At 37.5% G+C, this 25,033-nt stretch carries 20 protein-coding genes and 1 pseudogene; 19 read left to right on the top strand and 2 right to left on the bottom strand.

Annotated elements, in window-relative coordinates:
* Positions 1 to 115: 115 nt before the first annotated feature.
* The gene (locus IGJ39_RS07815; protein ID WP_195475987.1) at positions 116 to 1,843 is read right to left on the bottom strand and encodes a cache domain-containing sensor histidine kinase; all 1,728 of its coding nucleotides are present in this window, start codon (positions 1,841 to 1,843) and stop codon (positions 116 to 118) included.
* Entirely contained in the window at positions 1,840 to 3,339 is a 1,500-nt protein-coding gene (locus tag IGJ39_RS07810; RefSeq protein WP_019723955.1) for a response regulator transcription factor, read from the bottom strand. The genes IGJ39_RS07815 and IGJ39_RS07810 overlap by 4 nt, the downstream gene beginning before the upstream one ends.
* A gap of 224 nt (positions 3,340 to 3,563) precedes the next feature.
* Here IGJ39_RS07810 and IGJ39_RS07805 point away from each other — a divergent pair, with 224 nt between their 5' ends.
* From IGJ39_RS07805 to IGJ39_RS07715, 19 genes and pseudogenes are all read left to right on the top strand, one after another.
* Positions 3,564 to 4,853 (top strand): ABC transporter substrate-binding protein, encoded by a 1,290-nt coding sequence (locus tag IGJ39_RS07805; protein ID WP_019723956.1) that lies wholly within the window; start codon positions 3,564 to 3,566, stop codon positions 4,851 to 4,853.
* Positions 4,854 to 4,995: 142 nt separating this feature from the next.
* Entirely contained in the window at positions 4,996 to 5,139 is a 144-nt protein-coding gene (locus IGJ39_RS07800; RefSeq protein WP_195339211.1) for a hypothetical protein, read from the top strand.
* 68 nt (positions 5,140 to 5,207) lie between these two features.
* A complete protein-coding gene (locus IGJ39_RS07795) occupies positions 5,208 to 6,077 on the top strand; it encodes a carbohydrate ABC transporter permease (protein WP_019723957.1) in 870 nt (289 codons plus the stop codon).
* Between the two features lie 68 nt (positions 6,078 to 6,145).
* A pseudogene (locus tag IGJ39_RS07790) lies at positions 6,146 to 6,952 on the top strand (carbohydrate ABC transporter permease); the annotation flags it as partial.
* Positions 6,953 to 7,308: 356 nt separating this feature from the next.
* The gene (locus tag IGJ39_RS07785; protein ID WP_065096342.1) at positions 7,309 to 7,992 is read left to right on the top strand and encodes a DUF1538 domain-containing protein; all 684 of its coding nucleotides are present in this window, start codon (positions 7,309 to 7,311) and stop codon (positions 7,990 to 7,992) included.
* Positions 7,989 to 8,762 (top strand): DUF1538 domain-containing protein, encoded by a 774-nt coding sequence (locus tag IGJ39_RS07780; RefSeq protein WP_019723996.1) that lies wholly within the window; start codon positions 7,989 to 7,991, stop codon positions 8,760 to 8,762. Before IGJ39_RS07785 ends, IGJ39_RS07780 begins: the two co-directional genes overlap by 4 nt.
* Entirely contained in the window at positions 8,759 to 9,133 is a 375-nt protein-coding gene (locus IGJ39_RS07775) for a P-II family nitrogen regulator (protein ID WP_019723997.1), read from the top strand. The genes IGJ39_RS07780 and IGJ39_RS07775 overlap by 4 nt, the downstream gene beginning before the upstream one ends.
* 476 nt (positions 9,134 to 9,609) lie before the next feature.
* The gene (locus IGJ39_RS07770) at positions 9,610 to 17,097 is read left to right on the top strand and encodes a QWxxN domain (RefSeq protein ID WP_438764412.1); all 7,488 of its coding nucleotides are present in this window, start codon (positions 9,610 to 9,612) and stop codon (positions 17,095 to 17,097) included.
* Between the two features lie 212 nt (positions 17,098 to 17,309).
* Positions 17,310 to 17,981 carry a hypothetical protein gene (locus tag IGJ39_RS07765; RefSeq protein ID WP_066026257.1) on the top strand — a complete coding sequence of 224 codons (672 nt, stop codon included), beginning with the start codon at positions 17,310 to 17,312 and terminating at the stop codon, positions 17,979 to 17,981.
* Positions 17,982 to 18,047: 66 nt separating this feature from the next.
* Complete coding sequence (locus IGJ39_RS07760) at positions 18,048 to 18,470, top strand: hypothetical protein (protein WP_324249877.1); 423 nt, start codon at positions 18,048 to 18,050, stop codon at positions 18,468 to 18,470.
* Positions 18,471 to 18,524: 54 nt separating this feature from the next.
* The gene (locus IGJ39_RS07755) at positions 18,525 to 19,145 is read left to right on the top strand and encodes an HAD-IA family hydrolase (protein ID WP_029594280.1); all 621 of its coding nucleotides are present in this window, start codon (positions 18,525 to 18,527) and stop codon (positions 19,143 to 19,145) included.
* A gap of 52 nt (positions 19,146 to 19,197) precedes the next feature.
* Positions 19,198 to 19,602: a DUF1149 family protein gene (locus tag IGJ39_RS07750; protein WP_019724590.1), complete on the top strand. Its 405-nt coding sequence runs from the start codon at positions 19,198 to 19,200 to the stop codon at positions 19,600 to 19,602.
* Positions 19,603 to 19,811: 209 nt separating this feature from the next.
* Positions 19,812 to 21,203, top strand: coding sequence for an L-cystine transporter (locus tag IGJ39_RS07745; RefSeq protein WP_019724480.1), 1,392 nt, complete (start codon positions 19,812 to 19,814; stop codon positions 21,201 to 21,203).
* 217 nt (positions 21,204 to 21,420) lie between these two features.
* A complete protein-coding gene (locus IGJ39_RS07740; protein WP_019724481.1) occupies positions 21,421 to 21,702 on the top strand; it encodes a TIGR04197 family type VII secretion effector in 282 nt (93 codons plus the stop codon).
* Positions 21,702 to 22,049, top strand: coding sequence for a DUF3958 family protein (locus IGJ39_RS07735; protein ID WP_019724482.1), 348 nt, complete (start codon positions 21,702 to 21,704; stop codon positions 22,047 to 22,049). Before IGJ39_RS07740 ends, IGJ39_RS07735 begins: the two co-directional genes overlap by 1 nt.
* Entirely contained in the window at positions 22,046 to 23,446 is a 1,401-nt protein-coding gene (locus IGJ39_RS07730) for a transposase (protein ID WP_438764409.1), read from the top strand. The genes IGJ39_RS07735 and IGJ39_RS07730 overlap by 4 nt, the downstream gene beginning before the upstream one ends.
* Positions 23,447 to 23,461: 15 nt before the next feature.
* Positions 23,462 to 23,860 carry a hypothetical protein gene (locus IGJ39_RS07725; RefSeq protein WP_229048949.1) on the top strand — a complete coding sequence of 133 codons (399 nt, stop codon included), beginning with the start codon at positions 23,462 to 23,464 and terminating at the stop codon, positions 23,858 to 23,860.
* A 107-nt stretch (positions 23,861 to 23,967) separates the two neighbouring features.
* Positions 23,968 to 24,357, top strand: a complete 390-nt coding sequence (locus IGJ39_RS07720) for a hypothetical protein (RefSeq protein ID WP_019724569.1) — start codon at positions 23,968 to 23,970, stop codon at positions 24,355 to 24,357.
* A 182-nt stretch (positions 24,358 to 24,539) separates the two neighbouring features.
* The gene (locus IGJ39_RS07715; RefSeq protein ID WP_019724568.1) at positions 24,540 to 24,911 is read left to right on the top strand and encodes a VOC family protein; all 372 of its coding nucleotides are present in this window, start codon (positions 24,540 to 24,542) and stop codon (positions 24,909 to 24,911) included.
* The last annotated feature ends 122 nt before the right edge of the window (positions 24,912 to 25,033 follow it).

The following is a 25,033-nucleotide window of genomic DNA, read 5'->3' as shown; positions in this document are numbered from 1 at the left end:
CTAAAGATCCGCAGAATGGATTTTTGGTGGGTCCTATGAGTTGCGGTTGATAATTAAAGGTCAAAAAAGAAGTAGTTCACCTGATTTTCTGAAGGGATTGTTTCTGTCTCCACGTTCATTCAGTTTTACTCTCTTTTTTGATGATTGGTAACGTAATCGTTACCGATGTACCCACACCAACTACCGAATCAATGTGTAAGCCATAATCTTCACCATAAAGTAATTGGATTCGTTCATGAACATTTTTGCTACCGATACCTGAAAAATAGTCTCTGTTTTTCGTTGGTTGTTCCGTATCAAAGCCATCACCTGTATCCATGACTTCAAACGTCAATTTATTCTCTCTGATCATCCCATACAAAGTGATGAAGCCATTTTTCTTCGTTTGGAACGCATGCAAATAAGCATTTTCGATGATCGGTTGGATAATCATATTGGGCATATATAAAGAATAAAGTTCCTCTGGTACCATGATTTTGGTTGAGATCGCATCACCGTAGCGCAGTGTCAAGATCGCAATATAACTTCTCACACTGTTCAGTTCTTCTTCTACAGGGATAATTTCATTTTTATTGCCAATCGTACTGCGCAAGAGGTCGATAAAACTGTCGATGCCTGCGACGGCTTTTTCATTTTCTTGTTGCCACACTAAAAATTTGAGGCTAGTTAACGTATTATATATAAAATGAGGCTGGATCTGTGCTTGCATCGCTTGTATCTCTAATGTTCGTTTTTTCTTTTCATTTTGTAAAGATTGCGTATGATTGTCACTGATCGTTGTTAGCAGTTGATTGATCGTAGTAGCAAGTGTCCGGATCTCATACGTCCCTTGGATCGGAACAGAAGCTGCTACCGGTTCTCTGATTTGGTTTAGGGAATCCACTAATTGATAGATGGAGCGAGTGTTGCGATTCAAATAGGTCGCTACTACGGTACCGCCTAAAATCAGTGTTCCAATATTATAAAGGATGATCGGAATGATGACATTCATTTGATCGGCGATCGAGTGGACATTGACCTCACTGACCAAAGCCGAGTTTTGTCGGTAAAGCGGTAAACGAGTGATCCGCTGATTGGCTTTAGTCAATGTCTCGTGTTCGACTAACTCATCAAATGAATCAAACGTCGTTCCGATCCGGTTCTGAACATTCGAAGCAAAGATTTTTTTCTCATCTGTCACAAAATCGATTTGCGTGATTTGCGGATCGACCGATTGGCTGAATATTTTTGCCAACTCATCAGAAGTGATGGCTACGACAGCATAACCATAAGTTTGGTTCAAAGTGGATCTAAGCTTTTTGATAAACAAGACACTTGGTGAATGTTGATCGCGTTTCGTCAGTCCAAACTGAGTAAAGACCATTTGTGTCGCTGTTGGATTCTCATTGACTTTCTGGATCAATTCTAATTGGAAAAAGTCATCAGCAGTGAGATCACTCACCATGTCATTACTAATGAACATCCGACCATTTTCCCCAAAAAGAAAAATATCATCTTTGATGTTTGGAAAGATCGGTGCCAATGAATCATTCATTTTTTGCACCGTACGTAGTTGATTGATTTTCTCCAAAGTCGTTTGTTGACCTTCTTTGAAATACCCCTCTACAGCAGAGCTTTCAGCCAATAATGTCAACGTGTTCTCTATATTGTCATTCAATGTTTCAAAATCATGTTGGATCTTTTGTAAGGTCATTCGATTGGATTGATCGAATTGTTGGATGTAGGCGTCTCTTGAGCGTTGATAAATGAACAAAGAAATCGTTGCTGCTTGAGTGAATAAAGCAATAAAAAGAATGATCAAAAGTTTGGTCAAAAGTTCGTGTTCTCTTAGCTTTTTAATCATACGGTCAGTATTCCTTTACGATATTGTGAAGGGGTCAAGCCAGTTTCTTCTTTGAACACCCGAGAAAAATAACCAAGTTCAGTAAATCCAGTTTGCTGACCGATATCACTTAACGAAAGATTCGATTCTTTCAACAATAGTTTTGCATGGTTGATACGGACTTTTTTTAAGTACTTCGTAAAATTGATCCCATACTTTTCTGTAAAGATCGTCGATAAATAACTATAAGAAAAATGATATTTTTCGGATAGCGTTTGTAGACTGATGTCTTGATGATAATTCTCTTGGACATACTCATAGATCAACGTCAACACATCTGAGTTGTCTTTTCTGAATGTAGTGGTGACTTCACGTAATAACTTCGTCGTGTTATTGACGATCAAGACCAAATCATCCCACCGTTCTGCTTGCGTGATCTGTGCTGGAATCGTGATTTTTAGTGTCATGATTTCTTTTCTTTTTTCATGTTCGTCCGCGATCGCATTGATCAAGGCATAGAGTCGATTGATGATCTCGTGTTTCAAATAGCTTGGTTGCAATCGTTGATCAAGTACCTTACTCATGTAATTGTCCAATTCTTCGATGGCAGACGAAAAATCTTTGTTCATGATCTTGGTCAAATAACTTTTTGTTTGTTGTTCATAAGAAGAGAGTAGGGGAGATAATAGCTCTTCACAAATAACGCAGTAATCTGTCAGATAAAAGTGCTGTCCGCTACTTTTTTGTTTTAATTTAAGGAATTCAGAATAAAAGTTTTCAAAATCTAGTGCATCAGATAGAACATAGAGACAAGAATCTGCCTGGTGCTCTTGCTGAAATCGTTCAATCAACTGATCGAATGCCTTCTTCGAAGCGACATTGATAAAATAACCAATATCATTTGCTGTCGTAGAAAAAGGGAAGACAGAGGCGAGCTGATTTGTATATCGTGGTGCTTCTGCAATCAATTGTTCACTCCGACGCTGTTTTTCCGATTGCTTTTCTTCACAATAGACTAAATAAAAGTAGTCATGTGGGAATTTTTCGCGTAATATACCTAAATCAAGAGAAGTTCCGGACAAATAATTGCTCAGTAGTTGACTCATTTTTTCGAGTTCTGTCAAACGTGGTTTCTTTACTTCTGTAGATTGTTCCACCAGACTCTTTAGAGAAGCTAAAAACTCAGTAGGATTCAATTTTGGTTTAAGTAAATAATCTGAGACGCCTTCTTTGAATGAATCTTTGACCAATTGAAAGTCATCATAGCTAGATAAAACCAAGATTTTTGCTTCAGGTTGTTCCTTCTTGATCAATCGAGAAAGTTCGATTCCATTTAAATCTGGCATCATCAAATCCGTTACGATGATATCAAGAGGCTGATGCTTGATGAATTCAAGCGCTTCTAATGGTTTTGAAAAGGCCCCTTTGAGATGGAAGTCGTGCGCTGGCCAATCGATCAGGGTACTTAGACCAGAGAGAATGGTCTGTTCATCATCGATCAATACGATATTTTTCAATGTTTTTCCCCCTATTCCTTTGTTACGTAAGTTAAAAATACTGGGAAACGTTTACAAATGCAAGTCTAAAATTTCATTCACTAGATCAAAAGATGACAAAATTGTACTTTTTTCTTATTTTAGGATATTTTTCTTGAGAACGATCGATGACGAAGAAAACGCTTGCAAGTCTGTTATGATAAGCATGTAAGAAAAAACAAACACTAAAAAGGGTGGGTATAAAAATGAAAATAAAAAAAATCTTAGCTAGCGCTTTCGTCCTAACAGCAGCAGTTACACTTTTTGCCGGTTGTGGCAATTCTTCCAGTGATGCTTCGGGAAACGAAGATAAAGTAACAGTCTGGGCATGGGATGAAGCCTTTAATATCAAAGCCGTCAATGAAGCCAAAGAGTTTTACGAAAATGAGGATGTTGACGTAGAAGTAGTGACGATGTCTCAAGATGATATCGTACAAAAACTGAATACGGCATTAGCTAGTGGAAATACAGATGGTTTACCAAATGTTGTGTTGATCGAAGACTACCGTATTCAAGGATATCTGACCTCTTACCCAGATGCGTTTGCTGATTTGACAGATATTGTGGATGAAAATAACTTTGCTGCATATAAATTTGCAGTTAACAAAGTTGACGATAAAATTTACGGTGTACCTTTTGACTCAGGTGTGACAGCCAATTTCTATCGGACAGATATCTTAGAAGAAGCTGGTTATTCGGAAGAAGATATGAAGAACTTAACATGGGATGATTATTTACAAGTTGCACGAGATGTCAAAGAAAAAACAGGGAAAAAAATCTCTGAAGTCAATCCTTCCGATTTAGGTCGTGTGCGCATGATCATGCAACAAGCAGGAGAATGGTATACCTCGGAAGATGGAGAAACAGTGACGATCGAAAATAATGAATCATTAAAATATGGGTTAGAACTCTTTGCTACCTTGCTTAAAGAAGATCTAGTCGAACAAACATCTGACTGGAATGCTGGGGTGACGGCGGTCCAATCAGGAGCTGTTGCTTCTACACCAACTGGCGCTTGGTATTCTTCAACGATTCAAGGGGCAGAAGATCAATCAGGTAAGTGGAAGATCGCACCGATTCCTGCTCTACCTGCTAACATGCAAAAAGCACAAGCTTCCAACTTGGGTGGTGCCGGCTGGTATGTGATCAAGGGCGTAGCTGGTGAAGAAAATGCGAAAGACTTCTTAGACAAGACATTCGCAACGAATGAAGAATTGATGGGCAAATTAGCAGAAGAGATCGGTTTAGTATCTACTATGTTGAGCGCAAATGACCAAGAAGCTTATCAACAGCCGTCTGAGTTCTATAGTAATCAAAAAGTATTCGATGACTTTTCAAAATGGACAGCAGAAATCCCTGAAGTGAACTATGGTCATGAAACTTATGCCATTGAATCTGTTGTGGCAGAATCCTTGAGCCGAATCATCAATGGTGAATCAGCAGACAAAGTTTTGGCAGATACGCAAAAACAAGTCGAAGCTCAGTTAGCCAATTAAGTCATATCCAGCGTCAATAGTAAACCGATTATGAATGGAATAACAAAGAAATAAGTTGCGATCTCTTCAAACGGATCAACGAGAGTATTGTTCTTTCGTTTGAAGGTATCGTTTATAGAATAAGCAATTAATTGAAACGCGTATGGGGACAGTCACACCGTTAGCTATCCTGTATAACTTTAGCAATGGTATTCGAAAAAATAAGAAGTTCCGCTCGTTTGCTATTCTCTGTCCGATGGAACCAATCATTGAGGCAGTGGTTCAAAGCTTAGAAGAAAATAACTAGCAATTTTGTCTGACTTTCTGTGAGGCATGTATTTCTTCAACATATGTGTAATGAAAGTGGGGAATAATATGAAACAAAAGGATCTATTTAAAAATGGCAACGCGTTTTTAGTCCTTCCAGTGATCATGATCTCGATTTTGGTTTTTATACCAATGGTGTTAGCGCTGATCACCTCTTTTCAAAGTGGACCTCCGGTAAACATGACATTCAACGGATTAGGAAATTATCAACGAATGTTAGGAGATTCAACTTTCCGTAAAGCATTTTTCAATACTTTTTTATACTTATTAGTACAGGTTCCTGTCATGTTGTTTTTGGCCTTGTTTATTTCCAATCTATTGAATGATAAAAAATTGAAGTTCAAAGGATTGTTCAGAACAGCGATCTTCTTGCCATGTATTACCTCAATGGTCAGCTATTCTTTGATCATGAAAAGTTTATTTTCCCAATCAGGTTTAGTCAATAACCTTTTAGTTGGAATTGGCTTGATCGATAACCCGATCGGTTGGTTGACTCATCCATTCTGGGCAAAAGTATTGATCATTATTTCCATCACATGGCGTTGGACAGGGTATAATATGATTTTCTTTTTATCTGGTATGCAAAACATCGATCCAGAAATATACGAAGCTGCTGATATTGATGGCGCATCAAGATGGCAACAGTTCATTAAAATCACGATACCTAACTTGAAACCAATCATTTTGTTTACGTCGATCACTTCAACGATCGGTACCTTGCAATTATTTGATGAGGTACAAAATATCACTGGTGGTGGGCCAGCAAATGCCACGACGACATTGTCACAATATATCTATAATTTGAGTTATAAATTCACCCCGAATTTTGGTTATGCCGCAGCAGTCTCTTTCGTTATCGTACTATTTATCGTCTTGTTATCAGTGATTCAAACTAAAATAGGGAGTGAGAGCAAATGAGAGAAATGACAAGTAGTCAACCCCGGTCAATGACAAAAAAGCAAGTGAGTATCGGACAGTTACTCTTAAGCATTTTTAAATATACCTCTTTAGTCATCGTTTCCTTTATTTCAATTTTCCCGTTTGTTTGGATGATTTTAGGGATGACGAATACAGCAGTCGATATTAGTTCAGGTAAACTGATGATCGGAGAGAATTTAGTGATCAATTTTCAAAATCTCTTTTCGAATGACTTGAATTTTTCACGCTCTCTACTTAATTCTGCAATGATCGCTGTGGTTACAACGATATTTGCTTTATTGATCTCCTCCATGGCAGGTTATGGCTTTGAGATCTATAAGAGTAAAAGAAAAGAAGTCGTCTTTAATATTTTGTTATTATCGATGATGGTCCCTTTTGCGGCATTGATGATCCCGCTATATCGAATGTTTTCACAATTGAATGGTACGATATTAGGAATCAATAGTTTTCTAGTCGTCATCTTACCTTCAGTAAGTACCGCTTTTTTGATTTTCTTTTTCCGTCAAAATGCGAAATCCTTTCCTAAGGACCTAGTAGAGGCGGCACGTTTAGACGGTCTTAAAGAATTAAGTATTTTCTTTCGTGTCTATTTACCAACAGCTAAAAATACGTATGCCGCAGCGGCGATCATCACGTTTATGAGTAGTTGGAACAATTACCTCTGGCCTTTAGTGGCATTACAATCTCCAGATAAACGAACAGTTCCATTAGTATTATCAGCCATGGGGGCATCCTATACACCAGACTATGGCATGATCATGAGTGGACTGGTGATTGCGACCTTACCAACTGCACTCGTGTTTTTCGTTTTACAAAAACAATTTGTTCAAGGGATGATTGGTTCTGTCAAATAGACAGAAATAAGCCTGAAATTTCATGTTCAGGCACTATCACTTGAATGATCAAAAATATGAAAAACGTCACCGTTAGATTTACAATATGCGGATAACTTTTGTTATAAAATAAACTTCTTAAAAATAAGCGATAAAAGCCAGAAATAGTTTATCTATTTCTGGCTTTTATCGCTTATCGCATGTAGTTGAGCCTTTTTTTTGCAAAGACAAAAAACAATATTCGTTGATTTTTTTTGATACCCTAGTTAGTTTGTTGCTGTTTTTTTTACCGTTTTTACATAAAAATGGTATCGCTTACGGTTTTTCCTCGTAAACTTACTTTTAATCAGGTAAACTAGAAGTAAGGAGGAGGATATATGAAGAAAAATTTTAGAGAAGTAATCATTGCGATCATGCCCATGACGATATTGATCGTTATCCTGACCTTTGTATTTGCACCATTAGATGTTGAAACCATGGGAAGATTCATTTTAGGAGCAATCATGATGATGGTTGGTATGAGTCTCTTTTTGTTTGGTGCGGATTATTCGATGATGGAAGTTGGTGATTTAGTCGGAAAATATATGATCAAAAAGAAAAGTCTACCAATCATTATTAGTTTGGGTTTTCTGATTGGCATCGTGATCACGATTGCCGAACCGTCTGTACAAGTATTGGGTCAACAAGTATTTGATATATCGGATGGAGAGATTGGTCGAGTCTTATTGATCGGTATAGTCAGTGTGGGAACCGGCGTATTTTTAGCTTTTGCACTCCTACGAGTCGTATTTAAACTGTCGTATTATCGATTGATGGTGATCGGTTATCTTGCGGTACTTATCGCTTCCTTTTTTACAAGTAATGAATTTATGCCGATTGCTTTTGATGCAGGTGGAGTCACGACCGGCCCAGTGACCGTTCCGTTTATACTAGCCTTGGCTGGTGGAATGACAAGCATGATCCGCCAAGGAAAAAATGAAAACGATAGCTTTGGCATGGTTGGTATTGCTTCACTTGGGCCTATCTTGGCTGTCATGATCCTGGGGGTGATCTTCCAATGAATTTTTTGGTCACTTTTTTTACAGGTATTGGACAAGTTGGATATGAAGTCATCCTTGCGGTAGCACCAATCGTGATCCTATTTGTGCTAATGAACGTTCTTTCATTCAAATTGAGGAGAAAACGGTTTGTTGATATCATGAAAGGTTTTTTGATCACGACTATCGGATTGATTTTATTTTTACATGGTGTAAATGTTGCTTATGTACCAGTGGGACAACACCTGGGGAGTGCAATTGCTTCTTTAACGAATAATCAGATCCTCATTCCTTTAGGGTTTGTTATGGGATTTTTAGTAGGTTTTGCAGAGCCAGCCATCCATGTGATGGTCAAACAAGTCGAAGAACTAAGTGAAGGTCGGATTCATGCAAAAGTCATGTTAGCAGTGATCTCGATTGGGATCGGTTTAGCGGTCGGATTGTCTATGTGGCGCCTATTAGCTGGTTTTTCACTTTATTATTTCCTAGTTCCGGGCTATGGTTTAGCATTTGTCCTAGGTGCAAAAGTGGATAAGATTTTTCTATCAATGGCTTTTGATAACGGAGGTGTCGCAACAGGACCGATGTGTTCTACCTTTATTTTGTCTATGAGTGTGGCAATCGCCACACAGATCGACGGTCGAGATCCAATTATTGATGGATTTGGTGTGGTGGCAATGATCGCATTGACACCGATACTATCAACATTAGTCTTAGGGTTCATTTATAAACAAAAAGACAAAAAAGATCAGAAAAACAAAGAAAAATTACAACAAATGGAGGAACAACAATGAATGATTTAGTCGCACTAAATCTCGAGATGATCGTCACGATCGTGGATGGTGGCATTGGGGAAGATGTGATCGATTACTCAAAGAAGGCTGGCGCATCAGGGGGGACGATTTTACATGGACGTGGTTCTGGAGTCCATGACACAGGAAAATTCTTAGGGTTGGATATCTCACCGGAAAAGGATATCGTCCTGACATTAGTACCAGATAGTTTGACAAATGAAGTGATGGATGCGATCGGAAAAGGCATCAAGATCGATGTTCCGGGCAATGGTATTTGTTTTAGTATTGATATCGATAAAGTGATTGGTATTACGAAAATCCATCAATATCGCGAAGTCGTTGAAATGAAAGATTTATTAGAAGATAATTGAAACTCATCCAAATGCAAGTTGCTAAATTCGGAAGAGCACTTACCTTGAAATATACGAAAATTTAATAATCTTATTTTGACAATAAGTCGAAAAAAACAAAATAGACCTTGTGCTATTTTAAGTTTTTTACGGCTTTTTCTTTTGCCAAAAATTCTTGTCTATGTTGCTGGATCAGCATTTTTATAGGTTACAACTTAAAATGATGAATAAAGAAACTTCTGACTAGATAAACTTTTTTTCGATTTTTAATTGGAAAAAGGTGAGGTAGACTTCTTGTATTTACTTATAATTAGCCTTGAGACAAATTAAATATAGGATCGGTGGATGTATGTGCTACTAAAGTAGTTAAGTCCATCAAGAGAAATCGCTCGGATACTATGACAATAGTAACAGTTTAAGTCATGGCTCTAAAGTGTGTGTACTATTTTTTTATTTAATGTAGAAAAAAATAAAACTAAATTTGAGGAGTGAGAATAGTGACTAAAGACAGTTATTCCGAAGAGATTGGTAAATTGTACAATAGACGTCACGAGGATTTTAGACAGTTAAATGATCAAATGTGGCCGAATTATCGTACAAATCAAATGGGAAATACGCTTACGCCAAAAGGTCTAAGAAGTTTAACGGGTTACCTTTATATTTGCAATATCTTAGGTAACTTTCAAATAGTAGGGGAAGTCCCCTTGACACGTCAGCAAGTGGGAAATAAACAGTCAGCTGCTTTTAAAGAAGATACTCATTTAAAGGTTCGCCAAAAAGAAAAGAAATTCACGATGGATAGCCCCTCAATCCCCTCATCAAGTTCAAGTGCAGACCTCAAACGTTTCAGCTATCCAGACGTTCATGAAACAGTCAATCCCCTCATTGAGCAACTATCCTCAATTAATCCAATGATTTATCTAACGGCTAAAGCACATCAATGGCATCTCAACATGCAGCAGCTTGCACAGCTATTCTCAAAACGCGCCAATTATACGATGAATAGTGAACTTTCTAATCAAGAGCAACATGGCGCCCAGAAATCTCTGAATCATACGCAAAACCAGTTTAGTAAAATCCGCCAAGTAGCTGTTCTGAAAGCACAGCAATCAAATGAACAGCAATCCCTAACTCTCTCCCAAAATCCCTTTGAGCAACCTACAAAAGAAACCAATTCCTCCTATTTTATAGCAAAAAATTCGGCTGAGAAATTAAAAAATGTATTTGAAGCCAATGTTAACTATCAGTTTAAATCAACTGACATAGTTCCTTCAAGCAGTACCAGCGAGATTGTTTCGGTCAATGAGGATTCGTTGATAGCAGCTTTTTGGAAAGATATGACCGATCAATTCACTATTTTTTTTAGCGTTCCTGAAAATGCTACCTTCACAGAACAGATGAAAGATTTAAACGGTACTTCAGTGCTCGATCTTTTTCTAGAGATGATAAATCGAGTATTTTACATGAAGGATGAGCAACAAATGCTATCGGATGACCAAGCCAAGAATGCAGAGTCAGTATCTGCATCACTAGTTGATTTCATATCGGAATCTTTTCAAGGACTGTTTTTTTCAAAAAATAGTTCGATCACACACGCTAGAGAGGAAGGGATCTTCTCACAGCTTTGGAGTTTAACTAATAAACTATCAGATACTTTGGATGATTATATTGATAAATGGGATGTTCTGAAAGTAAGGGGAGTTGAAGCAGCTCCATGGTTTGATATCAGCCCATTGAATCCACGTTCTGATCATCGATTGGAATCTTCGTTGAGATCCTATGAGACTTTGCAAATGGCAACCTCTAATCTTGTTTTTTTAGTTACTAAAAGATACATTCAAAATACCTTGCCTGAGTACGAGTTGGGTGAAAAACAACTGCCATTTTGGTATAATTACGCTCTTTTTCAAGAACGGAATGAGACGGAAAAAATCAATACAGCGGTCAAAAAATATTTACGAGAGGAAGGTTATGGCTGGTGGCTGGAAGACGATACCTCCATGCGTTCTGTATTCGCAAATCTACAACAATTGGAAAATAGCGAAGTAGTTGAAAAAGTGATTGATAGAAGAACACAGATTGCACATATCATTTTTGATACCTGTCGCCTCTCAACTCATGGAATGACTGATGAGCGAGCAAATGCTATTTTCCTTCAATGGCGAAACAATAATATATTTAAAAATGTTCAATTTAAAATAGTAAAAAAAATTACATGGACACCCTCAAATGTTTTGAGTAATGAAGAAAAAAACAAGCCTGTGAGTGAGACTACACCTGCCACAATTTCCTCTAAGAAAACAGACTTAGAGCGAATTGATGAACTTGTGACAGATCTCATGAATAATCGTAACCCTCTTGTAAACGATGGAGAGTTATTACCGATTTTTTATTACCAATATGATCTTTTTGAGCATAGGGCAAAAACTGGTGAGGTGAATCAACAACTAAAGAAACTCCTTGAAAAAAGTGGTATTACACCCTCTTCTGACAGTGGATTGGAACTGGTAAAAGCAATCGAAAAGTATAGCCAAGAAGATTGGGGCTCAAAGAAGTCGTATAAATCGAGAAAAACACAGTATCTTGCGTATGTTATTTTAAAAGCTTATGGAGTGGGACAAAGCAGACTAGGAGATTCCCTATCAGCCAATCAGTTATTCGGAATTTTCATGCAGTGGAAAACCAATACCTTACTTGAGAAAAATGAGTATCAGAAAATGGATCAGCAAACGATTTATTATAAGTTATCTCCATGGGAAGATTCTTTATTAGCCCGTAATCAAGAACAAAAAAGTGAAAGTAATCAAATCTATGATGATTTCATCAATGAGCGCTATGACTTGTTATCTCATGAACATCCATTGATTCCCTTTGTCTATTATCCGCCACTTTTTGAAGTAAGGAATAACATAGTAAAAGCAGTTTATGATTTGAAAAAGATATTAGATGACAAGGGAATCCCAATTCAGGGAGCCTCACTGGTGGATGTATCAAAAGCGGTAGATAACTGGATTATTGCTGGAGAGACCTATAAAAAAATAATTAAACGAGTAAAAAAAATAGCAGAAATCATTGTAAAAACGTATAAACTCGAGGAAAAAGATTTATCGATCGATAAAGCTTTTGCCATCTATCTTCAATGGGGGAATAATAATGCGTACTATGGGTATACAATTGAAAAAGACAAAAGAAACTATGCCTATGAGTGGAACAAAGGAAATAAAAGGGAAGAACTAGAAAAGAAAATCATCACTTTTTTACATGAGAATGAGATTGATTCCTCAAAACTAACGAGTAGTGAACCATTGGCTTTTTCTTTACCCAATTTTACTATTGAACAAAATGAGGTTATATGCAAAAATATGACCAATTTTTTATCAGAAAGAGGGTTTGCTAACGATCTAAGTAATAAAAATATCTTGGTGACAAGTGCCGCTAGTTGGGCATTAGTAGAAGGGTTAGAGATTGATACGATCGATTGGGGAAAATTGAAAGAATTAGTTCGGGTAATTCTTGGGGATGAAAAAGAGAGGGTGATCTCTAACGAAGAAGCGCAACAAATATTTGTCAAGTGGATGAAAGATACAATAGAAATGGACACTCCATCTATGGAAGTGAAACCTAAAGAAAATACTTTAGAGCAAAAACAATCTCATTCTATGAGTAAAGCGATAGTGTCAAAATGGCAATCTGAAAATATCAAGAACCAAATGGAACTTTTTTTTCGACAGAAAGGATTATTATCTGAACGACCCACGAAAGAAGAGCTTTTACTTGCAGTCGGAAAATGGTTTACGCAAGAAGGGGTTGGGACGGTGTTAATGCCAGACAAAGTTCAGGCAGTTGCGAAAATAATCCTTAATGAGTTGGATCTTTATGGAGGGAAGTCAGATGAGAAGGTTTCAAATAAGGACGCTGAAGCAACAGTCATGAAGTGGGTATTTGAAACAGTTCTGGAAAAATCGGTGGAAACCTACATCGTCCAAAGTATTATTTCCGCTCCTGATCCGGCAACGTTTACTATCGGCCGTCTTAGAAAGTTATTTGAGGTACATGAGCTAATTGAAGCAGGTTTGATCAAGCAACGACCTGAGAAGGAAGAACAAGAGACGATAACAAAACTATGGATCCTATTGACAAAAAAAATGCTCCCAAATTATTTTCTAGAAACAAGTCAGTTAGCTGATGAGCTTTTGATATCTGACTATGACTCTTTGATGCAATTGATTGGTTCAAAATTTTTAGAAGATACAGGCTATCGTTCGAATTTCAATAAAAATGAAACGAATACTTTTGGAATGTTTTTGTTTGATATTGCCACTCATCAAGGTATAGACAATTTAAATGAATTGAATTATTTTTTTGTGCCAGCCTTATTAGCTACAGCACAACTAGAGCCAGAGCGGTTAAGTAAGGCGATGGAGTTAGGTATTCATAAAGAATTTGCATTAAGTAGTTTTATGAGTTATTACCAAAAAGGCTATTTCAATTATATGGAAAATCAAGAAGATGTTGAGCATCTGTATCAAGAGTATGAAGAGGCTTTTATAAACTGGCGGCGTAAAAAAGGGTTAGTGAATGAAGTGTTAGCAGAGTGTGAACGACTCGGGATAAGAGTGAGTTTACTTGGAGATCAAGTGTATCTTGATGGGGGGAACCCATGCCCCGGGCCATGGATCCCAAGAGATCTAGAAAAATGGTACACCGAATTAACAAAAGAAGTAGCAGACAAGCACCGTGCATTAAATAAGAAGTTGATGGAGTATGCATTTCATTCACTCAATATAGAAGATTTCAACTTTATTATTTCTCCAAAGACACATATTTATGAAGCATTTACTCAATTGAAAAATGAAGTGCACTATTATGCGCCTTCCGCACCAGGATCAATTTCTCCAGTATTTTTTGGGAATCGAGAAACTTGGCTGGATACAACTCTTAATTTAGAAAAGACGAATATTTTGGTAGCTGTCAACGAAAAAGAAGAACGGTGGTATGCCTTGAAAAACCTAGATAAAGAGGGAGGGTATGCCATCTATCGTGTAGATCAGGATCCTATGCTCTATCTTAAATATGGCTTGTTTGATAAAAAAAATATCTGGGGAGAAGGATATTCGAAAGCTGGGGAAAAGATTCGAATTGGCAAAAAGGACTACGCTTTTTCTAGTCAAGTTGATCGAATGAATGCAATCACTTCTAAAGGGGATTTGAGAACAGTGATTGACAGGATTGCTCAGAAACATCGAGACCAGTTGTATCGCCAATTATATGATTCAGGAAATGATAAAACAGTTGCTAGTGCTGTTTGGGATGGTGTCAAGCATTTTATTCCATTTTATGATTGCATTGTTGGGATCAATAATCGAGATACGAAAGGAGCAGCTATTTCTTGCACAATCGATGTGGTGCTTTTACTACCTGTATTGGGACAGGTCACTTCCCTTAATCTGAAATTCGGTTTATCCGTAGCAAAAGCAACAATAGTGGGTGGCGCAGAAGGAATGGTTAAAAATAGTGTGCGAGCCCTTCCCAATATCGCTGAGATCGAGTCTCTAGTAATAGGTGTGATCCGTTATATTGATCCGGGAGTTGAACTGGCAAAAGGAAGTAGTCAGTTAGTCCTCCATAAGCTTATCAATATGAAAACACGCGCATTTATTCGAAAAGATATCAAACCACTACTGGTAAAGCTAAATAAAATAAAAAAACCGTCAGAACCATTATCGAAAGAGCTTATTTCCGCTCAGCTGAAGAAAAATGGACCCAAGGTTTTCGTCAAACGGGTGAAAGCCCAACTATACGTGCGAGTAACCAATTTGAAAACTAGAGATGTTTTTGGAGAATACTATACGTTGCGAGGAGGACAATTAAGAGTGTTTGAAGGACAAGCCTCCTTTACCTCTGAACAACTTGATTTGATCAATCGTCTATCCAATAAAGTGGATATTGACCAACAGTTTGTCGAGGAAAAGAATCCAAACGTCAAGTTTTATGGTGATGGAATGATTTTAACAGGAAAAAAACAAGGAGAGCAAAGTAGGCGTTACATTATAATAAAAAATAAAATTACGCCTATAAGAGAAACTGTCATCAAGGAGCAAGGCGTGCGTTATGATATCTGTGAAGGAGAACGGGTTTTTCCTGTGAACTACAACGGCATTGAATGGTATTTCGAACCAGCCACTTCGCGAACGCTCTCTGAAGAAGTAGTACAAAAAGTAAGCAAAAATATCGATAAATTTCAATCACTGAAAGACCCAAGCACGCTTTCACCACCAGATGATTTGGGATTGATGATTTCAGAGACAGGTAGAACCTATATAAAAATTAATGAGCGTTATGTCCCATTAGTTTTATTCCATAAAGAGAAACAGCGCTATCATTTAGTTAAAAACGATATTCTTGAACCGATGACAGTCTTACGCTTAGATTTAGCAAATGATCAGTTCCGATTTGAAACGGAACTAGAAAAACGTTCCCTCAATTTTCAATCTTATGCGCAACCCGCAGGTGGGAAAGACGAGGTCCCAGATGACCAAATTCCTAGCACTTCAAAAGGTGCTGATTCACTCTTTGATCATCTAGCGTCATCTTCATCACAAGTATTAGTTGATAATCGATACCCACCATATTTCCAGCTTCCAGATACACTACCTTATGCGAAGGAGTGGAATAAACTTCGCCAAGCAATAGAACTTCCTGATGATACAGATATAGTGGAAGATCCAAAAGTGACAGTCCCCGTTTTATCGGAGTTTGTCCCAGAATTCCCGCCTTATGTAATCAGTGATGAAGCTAAATTAAGAGAACAAATTACTTCAGGAATTAAAGGGTATTTCCCCAAAGATTCAAATCCGAATTATCGTGTATTTTCTGGTATCGATATCACTAAGGCACCAGAATCACTCAAACCATTTCTAAAACAATTTACTGCAGAGTTTAAAAATGCGCACGAAAATTTCAAGAAATTTATAGAGAAGGAGAAGGAACTATCAAAAGAAGGGGCTCTTGCAACTACAACTGCGGGAGCTTACTTAATCGAAATGTTTAGACTAGATGGTGCGGAAAATCAAGAACAAATTTTAAAAGAAATTATGAAGCGCTTGTTATCAGTTGCAAAAAAAAGTGCGCAGCTTCTTCAACAAACGGAGGATTTTAATTTTAAAAATATTTGGCTTGTATCTACTGATTTATTGCGTGATGAGGTGACAAAGAATTACTACTCGCAAATTAAAGGATACATGGGTGCACATGCGTTTGTCATGCGGTTTGACCCTGAATGTCGAATTATTTTCATGCTTGATAGTTTTCATGTGGATCCAGCTACTAGACCAGGGATTCAAGCGCAGCCAAGTCCCAAGGATACTCTTATGCACGAAGTGACCCATATTGTCGCGTCATCGGACGATTTGATCAGTTATCCAAGGAGTCCGGTAGGTTTCAGGAACAGTGGAGAAGATCTTCGAGAGCGATACGAAAAAAATTTTCTGAAGCTAATTCATGGCGAGGGGTTTGATTCTTTTGTGGAGAATGTAAGTGACATGTTAAAATTGCCGACTGTTACAAAACAAGCTGTCTTGAATGCTATACTGACTGACAAGATGTTAAAAGCAAACCTTCAAATAACCGATGCTGAGATGCTGATGGCTTGTATTCGTGATATTGGATTAGGACGAAACTTTTTTGAGCGCGCACCCATGAAAAGAAGTCTAGCTGACCAACTAGGAAACGGCGACCTATTGTTTGCTCTTGCTGTGATCGAAGTAGTCAATGTGGAGAATTTATTATACGAGCATCCATTGGAAACCACCTTAGAAAACGCGGAAATAACGACAGAAATCAACGCCTCACAACATACACAGGCCCCTTCTGGAAATAGAAGTTTTTCAACAATCAAAAATATAGGTAAAGCAAATAGTAATGATACGAATACAAGGCTTATTAACGAGCAAAAAATCAGAAGGCGCACCGAATTGAATCTATAAGTTGTCAGACACCTTTAGATTCAGATACTAGGTAACGGTTATCGAATCGCCCATAACATCAAATACATGAATAAAAAAACGAATAGAGCCGTAAAATAAGTTTTTTATATGCGTATAAAATTCAAAGAATAAGAATTTATGAAATCTCCTGCATATTTTCACACAAACCGTTGAAAATATGCTATTTTGTAGTAGAAAAAAGGGGGAGAAGAATGAATTTTTTAGTTGTTTTAAAAGATACGATTCTCAAACGGTCGACATTCATCTATACACAAATCGATGAACAAAAAACAGTCTTGCATTTTTCGCCGGAGTTTCATTTAGAAGGGTTGACGATTGGGGAGATTTACGAACAAGGTGGCATCCAAGCTGCCAAGCATTTTTTTATTCAAGAACTTCAACTGCCAATGAATGACTATCTTGAAGTATCATTAAAAGAGTGGGACAAAGCAATTTCAGAACTTTTCCCTCAAGGAATCAACGTAGAGTCAGGTACCACTGAAGTCCATCTATCGGTGAAAGATCTACAACGTCAGATGCGTTACCAGATCGATGAAGAAGGCGCTCTTTCAATCTTTCAGCGGCAGCAAAAGATATTAAAAAGTTTTTTAAAACAAATCAGCCGAAAAAGAAATTTGTTTAAAACAACGCAGTTATTAAAAAAATATCCAGAATTATTACACACATCGATCCAGTTTCCACAATTGCTCTCATTGATCCGTCGTTTTGTTCGCTTGAAGGAAATCCAATCTAAGAAGTTAACATTCCCTTTACAAGATACCTTTCGAGTAGTAAAACGTGAAGATGAAAAAAAACTGATCGTGATCGATTTTATGAGGAACCGTCATGTGTTACAACAAATGACGATGGAAAAGGCCAACTAAGGCTTTTTCTTTTTGAATAAAAGAGAAATGGAGAAAAAAATGGGACCTATTTGGATACAACGTATAATGAAAGCTCAACAAAAATACCAACAAGTCATGAAAGGGAGATATGCGCGTTTTGATCCATTAAATCGTTTATTTTTAGTTTTAGGATTATTTTTCTTTGTCGTGAGATATTGGTTGCCTTTCAGTTTAGGCTATCTACTCTTCTTCGTTTTTATCGCTTTGACCATCGCTCGATTTAGTTCAAAGAAAATCTATGTTCGTTCAAACGAAAATCAAGCGTATTTACAAAAAACAGTTGCGATCAAAAGCTGGTTTACGAAAATGAAAAATAAACTGAAACGTCAACCCGAACAACAAGCTAGCGCTACCTACACGATTTTTTCATGTCCAACTTGTCAACTCAAGCAAAGGGCGCCGAAAGGCAAGGGTGAGATTCGAGTGACTTGTAAAAAGTGCGGCACGCAATTCACAACAAAGGTATAAGAAAAAATATTAGGCAAAGGTCTAGTGAAATGAGTAAAAAGGAGTAAAAGAATGATTAAAAATTACATTTGGGATTTTGATGGGACATTGTTCGATACGTATCCGGCGATGGTTGAAGGAGTATCTCAAGCATTACAAGATTTTGGTATCGAACGACCAAAAAAGGAAATATATCGCGTGATGAAGCAAGAATCAGTGAGAAAACTACGAGAGAGTTATCAATTAGAAGAAGCCTCCTTCAATCAATTGTTTCATCAATATGAAGAACAATATCAAGAACTCTCAGTACCGTTCAAAGAGACTGAAATGGTTTTACGTCGTTTAAAACAGAATGGAGCAAAACATTATATTTTAACACATCGTGTAACGGCTTCTACTTGGAAACTTTTAAAAGTCTTTGAGCTAGCAGATTTGATCGAAGAAGTGATTGGTATCGACCAAGGATTTGCCAGAAAACCAGCACCTGATGCAATCAATCACTTGATCGATCGTTATCATTTAGACCCAGAAAAAACAATGATGGTAGGGGACCGAAGATTAGATATTGAAGCGGGGATCAACGCAAAGATCCACACTTGCCTATATGATATCGATCATTTCTTAGGTGAGATTCCTGCCGACCATATTGTGGCGAATCTAGCGGATATTTTAGCAATCGAAAAGAATGCAGAATAAGTATCCCCTTTCAACTTTAGTTATGCTATAATTTAAACAGAGGAGTGATAAAATGGAAATTAGAAGACAAAAAGAAGTAGTAGAAGCTTTTCATTATGATTTTTTAAAACCTGATCAAGAGGTACAAACTGACTTAAAAGTAGGTTTTTCACCACTAAAAGAGACAATTGAAAACTATCCGAAAGAACATAGCATCGTTGGTGCCCGTTTAGAATTTCGTTTAGTATTTGATACATATGTGTTATCTGGAAGCGTTAGTCAAATCAACCACATCTTGAATCGCAAAGTCCAAGATCAAAATGATGTGACGCAAGAAGAGGTCGATGAATTAGTGGCACCACTTTTTGAGATGGTCAAACGTCTAGCCTATGAAGTAACAGAGATCGCCTTGGATGCGCCAGGTGTGAAATTGAACTTCCAATCAGAAAAAGAAGAAAAAGCCAAAGAAGAAAATTAAGAAAAAAACACCAGTGATAGTTATTAGCTATCGCTGGTGTTTTTTTCTATTACTAATTGTAAGCAAAAGTAAGGAAAAATTTCGGAAAATAGTCTAGAATGAATAAGTCACTGAAAAAAATATTTTCAGGAGAAGAGCTGAAGAGTTCTTCTCGGGAACCTTTACTTCCTTAGATGGACTTGTCATTACAAATTAAGAGGAGGATGAAAATGACAACACTCATCACAGTTTTAGTGGTTCTAGTTTTTGCGGCATTATTATATGTGTTTTATCGTATGCAAAAGCGCCATGCAAAATTTTCAACGCGGGTTTACACTGCGCTAGCTGCCGGTATCGTATTCGGGGGCGCCTTGCAACTGATTTTTGGAGTAGAAAACGAGGTTATTACGCAATCCATGGATTGGATCAGTATCGTTGGGAACGGCTACGTTAGTTTCTTACAAATGTTGATCATGCCTTTAGTCTTTGTTTCAATCGTTGCGGCTTTTACAAAAATGAAAGTATCAGAAAAATTAGGTAAAATCAGTGCAACGGTGCTGACCACTTTATTAGCAACAACGGCTATTTCCGCATTGATCGGGATCGGTGTGACGATCGCATTTGGTCTTCAAGGTGCTGAATTTACGCAAGGAGCAGCCGAAACTGCTCGTATTTCTGAGTTAGCGACACGACAAGAAACAGTGGAAGGATTAAGTATCCCACAACAAATCTTGTCATTTATTCCTAAAAATATTTTTGCAGACCTTGCCGGAACTCGTGCAACAAGTACGATTGCTGTCGTGATCTTTGCGGCATTTGTTGGGGTTGCTTACTTAGGAATCAAACGAAAAGCACCAAAAGAAGCATCATTCTTTGCTGATATGATCGATAGCTTGTACCGTATCGTGATGCGTATCGTGACGTTAGTCTTGCGTTTGACACCTTATGGCGTGTTCGCATTGATGACGAACGTGATGGCAACAAGTGATTTTGATGCCATTTTGAACTTAGGTAAATTTGTGTTAGCGTCTTATCTTGCATTGTTTGCAGTGATGATCGTTCATTTCTTGATTTTGATCGGTGTGAAAGTCAGCCCGATCGACTACTTGAAAAAAACATTTCCAGTACTAAGTTTTGCATTTACTTCACGTTCAAGTGCGGGGGCTTTGCCATTGAATATCGAAACACAAACAAAAGCACTTGGTGTGGATGAAGCCACAGCAAACTTTGCTGCCAGCTTTGGTTTATCGATCGGTCAAAATGGCTGTGCGGGTGTTTACCCAGCCATGCTAGCGACAATCGTTGCACCAGCAGCTGGAATGGATGTCTTTAGCATTCAATTCATCTTGCTACTAGTAGCCATCGTAACAATCAGCTCATTCGGAGTAGCTGGTGTCGGTGGTGGGGCAACCTTTGCCTCATTGATCGTATTAGGTTCAATGAACTTACCAGTAGCAATCGTTGGTTTAGTTATCTCCGTTGAACCATTGATCGATATGGCTCGTACAGCTGTCAACGTAAGTGGCAGTATGGTAGCAGGTATTGTTACAAGTGCACGTATCAATGATCTTGATCGAGATGTGATCAAAGATGAAGCAAAAGTCGTTGACGTGAATGCGTGATCGAAAAAACGAAAAGTGAGAGCAGATTGCTCTCGCTTTTTTTTATACTAAAATATATTCCGAAAAGTGTAAACGTGAAATAATTGATTCAAAAATCTATAAAAAAATAAGGTAACAAGACCTATCTAATACAATTCTCATCCAACGGAAGGTTATGTATTGTTATAATGAATATGCAAGCGTTCTATACCGTCTATATAAATCGAGGAGGAGATCTATGGTCACATTTAGCAGTAATTCTCAACAAGCCCAACAGTCCACTTCAAGAATCACCAGTGCAACCACCCCTTTAAACCAAGCATCATCGCTTCAAAATGACACACGCACCACGCTAATTGGCAATCAAGACATTCAAAGTAGCATAACGTCCGCCAAAAACTCAGCCAATCAAATTGCCTCAGCCATCTCAGGCGCTGCTAATCAATTGCAAACTGCTGCTCAAGGATTTTCTGCACTAGACACTCAGTTAAGTCGAGATCTTTTTAAGGAGAGACGCTAATGAATCAATGGACAACTCTTGATACCGAGGAAACGTTGCTGCAAGCAAAAAGAGAAGAACAGGAAAAGAAAATGAAACAACTTGATGCCTGCCGTTCAGATTACCAGAATCACTTTAAAGAAATCGGAAACTTCTTATTTCGATTACAGTTGTCTTACCAGAAGTCGAATGTCTCTACATCTATCGAAACATTCACCTCGGAGTTTTCACATCAAAGTAGGCGATTGATGAATGGCTTTGATGAATGCCAACATCATGAAATGATCCAACAACAAAAAATCACGCAAAAGCTTGATGAGATTAGTTTTGAGAAAAGAAAAATTTTGTTGGAGGATCAAAACACATGAGTATCGATATGTATCTTTCGGATTCCTTAGCCCAAGCCACGAGCGCCAGTCACTTCTTCCAAAAACAAGTCACTGATTACCAAAATCTCCAACAAGCCATCACTCAATTCACTTTACAAACGCCCAATCTCCAAGGGAAAACCTACGACGCTGCGAAAGCCTATTTTTCTCAAATACTTTACCCACTCGTCCAAGGAGGGATCTTACTCTCCGAAGCGGTCGAAAAAGCAGCGAAACGATTTCCACAGGAATACATAAATCAAGTTGATTCCATCAGCTTGAAACAATCCGAATTAGAAGCGCAAATTCGTCAAATGAATCAATATATCACCCAAGCCGAGGGGATACGGCAGTTGCTTCTTTCACCTCATATGCCGGAAGAACACCAAGGGTTTCAACTCAATCAGAATACGTTGTTACTCACGATGTATCATGACTTGAAACACAAGCTGGAAGAAAAACTCCAAAAACTCTTAGCTTACAACCAAAGCACCGCGCAATTTTTTACAGAAATCAAAAGTCTCGAACAAGCAGTCAATCAAGGCCTTGCTCAAACGAAAACTGCTTGGAATAGCCAAACGAAGACATTCTCTATGCCGAAAGATTTGTCCTGGACAACTACGATCCAAGATAAATGGCAACAAGCAGAAAACGAGAAAAAAGGCATCGATCCAACTAAAAACAAAGAACTAGAAAAGTACAACGTCTATGCCCTCATTATTCACGATAGCGAGGGCAACCCACGTGTCTTTTGGAAAATTGAAGACAAGCAATCAGGCTATGGCATCGTGAACCCCGAGCTGTATCAATATGTCACGAAAGTAGGTCACTACTTAGAACCTGAACTGATCCAATTTATGACGTACGATACCTACCAAGAGAAAGTCAATGCAGCATGGCGTCAAGGCGTCAATTATGAAACTGGCGAAAAACTAGACCCACTCTTAGGCAGTATTGTCTCTACCTCGCAATATGTCAAAGACGGCTACACATGGATCAATGAATCTGAACTTGGTCAAGCCCTGATGATATTAGGCTTTACTTATGCGTCTTACAAAGTATTGACGACTACTGGTGTGAAGCAGGTGGAAAATGGTAAAATTGGAGAGGTAGTAGATGCTAGGCTGGATAACCTAAGTCCTAAAGAGATTAGTCAGATGTCATTAAATGAATTAAAGAATAGTGTACCGAAAGGTTGGCAAATATTTGAACACAATGGTCGAGTTCATATCAAAGACGTACAAGGTAATTTTAGAATTCGGATTGACCCACCAGATAAAATTACCAAATATAAACATATGCATATTTTTGATGGAAATAAAAATTCATTGGATATGAAAGGAAATATTGTAGACAAAAAAAGTTCTGATGCGCATATTCCTTGGTCTGATAATTAATTTTGGAGGTAAATGATGAATATTGAATTATTACAAAATAAAATTGATAATACTGAATACTGGGATATGTCAATATTGGATATTCAAACTCAGTATTATGGTGATGAGGTATACATTTTTATAGAAAATAATGAAGAAAGTTGTTGGAAAATATGTTTTTTATCTTGTTATAAAGTCAGTTATGAGACCGATTCAAATTGGCGAACAATCGATAATGTAAAAGAAATGCGAGGGGGGCAACTTGGATATGAAGGACAAGATATTTCCTTGAAAAAATATGAAGGGAATGAGAACTTTGTAGAATGTTCTCTTGATCTATCGATGATGACAATGAATATCGTTTGTAAAGAGATTCAGGTGGAAAAATTAAACATGGAAGAAAATCGATTCTTTTGGCAAGAAAAATCAATTTGAAATAAATGTTTTGGTTTCTGACGAAAGTTAGAGAATCGAGAAGTAACGAATCAACCGATTTACCAACAAGAGCAATCCACGTAACTATTTAAACTAGGAGCATGCGCATGTATAAACTACTTTCCATAGAAGCATCAGTAGCTACACGGAATCTAGAGTTGGAAAATTTAGATACAGCTACAATTGATTTATGTTTTGATGATTCTGCTGTTACTAGTTTTAAAAATTTTGATTTTATGCAAATAAATGAAGTATATGATTGTAAAATTTTTCTTTTTGGTGGACAAGATGATAGTGGTGAAAAATTTCAATATATTAATGATGTTTCAATCGGCAGAACAGTTTTATCAGAAGTTGCAAACGAAAAAGGGGATGTGTACTATATCAATAAAATTTCTGCAAGTGAGTCCTTTAGTAAACAAAGAAAGTTAAGTTACAAATATACTCGAAAAGATCTTATCCAAGTGAAGACTATTATTCATGCAGCTTTCGAATAATGCTATATTAAAACATTTTTGACTGATTGCTCTCATATAGAAGAAGCTTGAACAGTAAAAGATGAGTTCACTTATAAAATGAACGACATAAATCCCCCTTCTCATCCGTATGTCTCTAACATAGATTTTCGTTATAAGCTATGCTAAACTAGCTAGGACGAAAAAAGTGGAGGAATGAATAGATGTTTACAAATGAAATGAAAATCATGTTATACGTAGATGATGTTGAAAAAAATGCAGATTTCTGGCAGCAGATCGGTTTTGTTGTGTTGGATCGTCAAGAAATGGATGGTACATTGATTATTGAGATTGCCCAATCAAAAGATGCGGGTACTGCGTTTGTTTTATATGATCGTGAATTTATCGAACAGCATTCACCAGGCACAGCTAGTGGGGCACCTTCTTTGATGTTTTATAGTGCGGACATTTTTGGTTTATACAAAAAGATGCAACAATTAGAAGTGACATTAGGTGATTTAGTCCATTTAGGTGAAGAATATGTATTCAACTTTGCAGATCCTGATGGGAATTACTTTGCTGTGACAGGAAAATAACTTACTTAGTAAGAATGAAGCAAGAACTCCGACTGAAATTTTAGTCGGTTTTTTTGTGTCTTTGAATACATAAAATTACGATATTTATATTATGTAAACTATACTTGCGCAAAAATACACAA

The organism is Enterococcus sp. AZ140, from assembly GCF_051714405.1.
Lineage (GTDB): Bacteria > Bacillota > Bacilli > Lactobacillales > Enterococcaceae > Enterococcus_B > Enterococcus_B pernyi.
The sequence above is the reverse complement of the archived record's forward strand: the minus strand, read 5'-3'. Positions and strand labels throughout refer to the sequence as shown.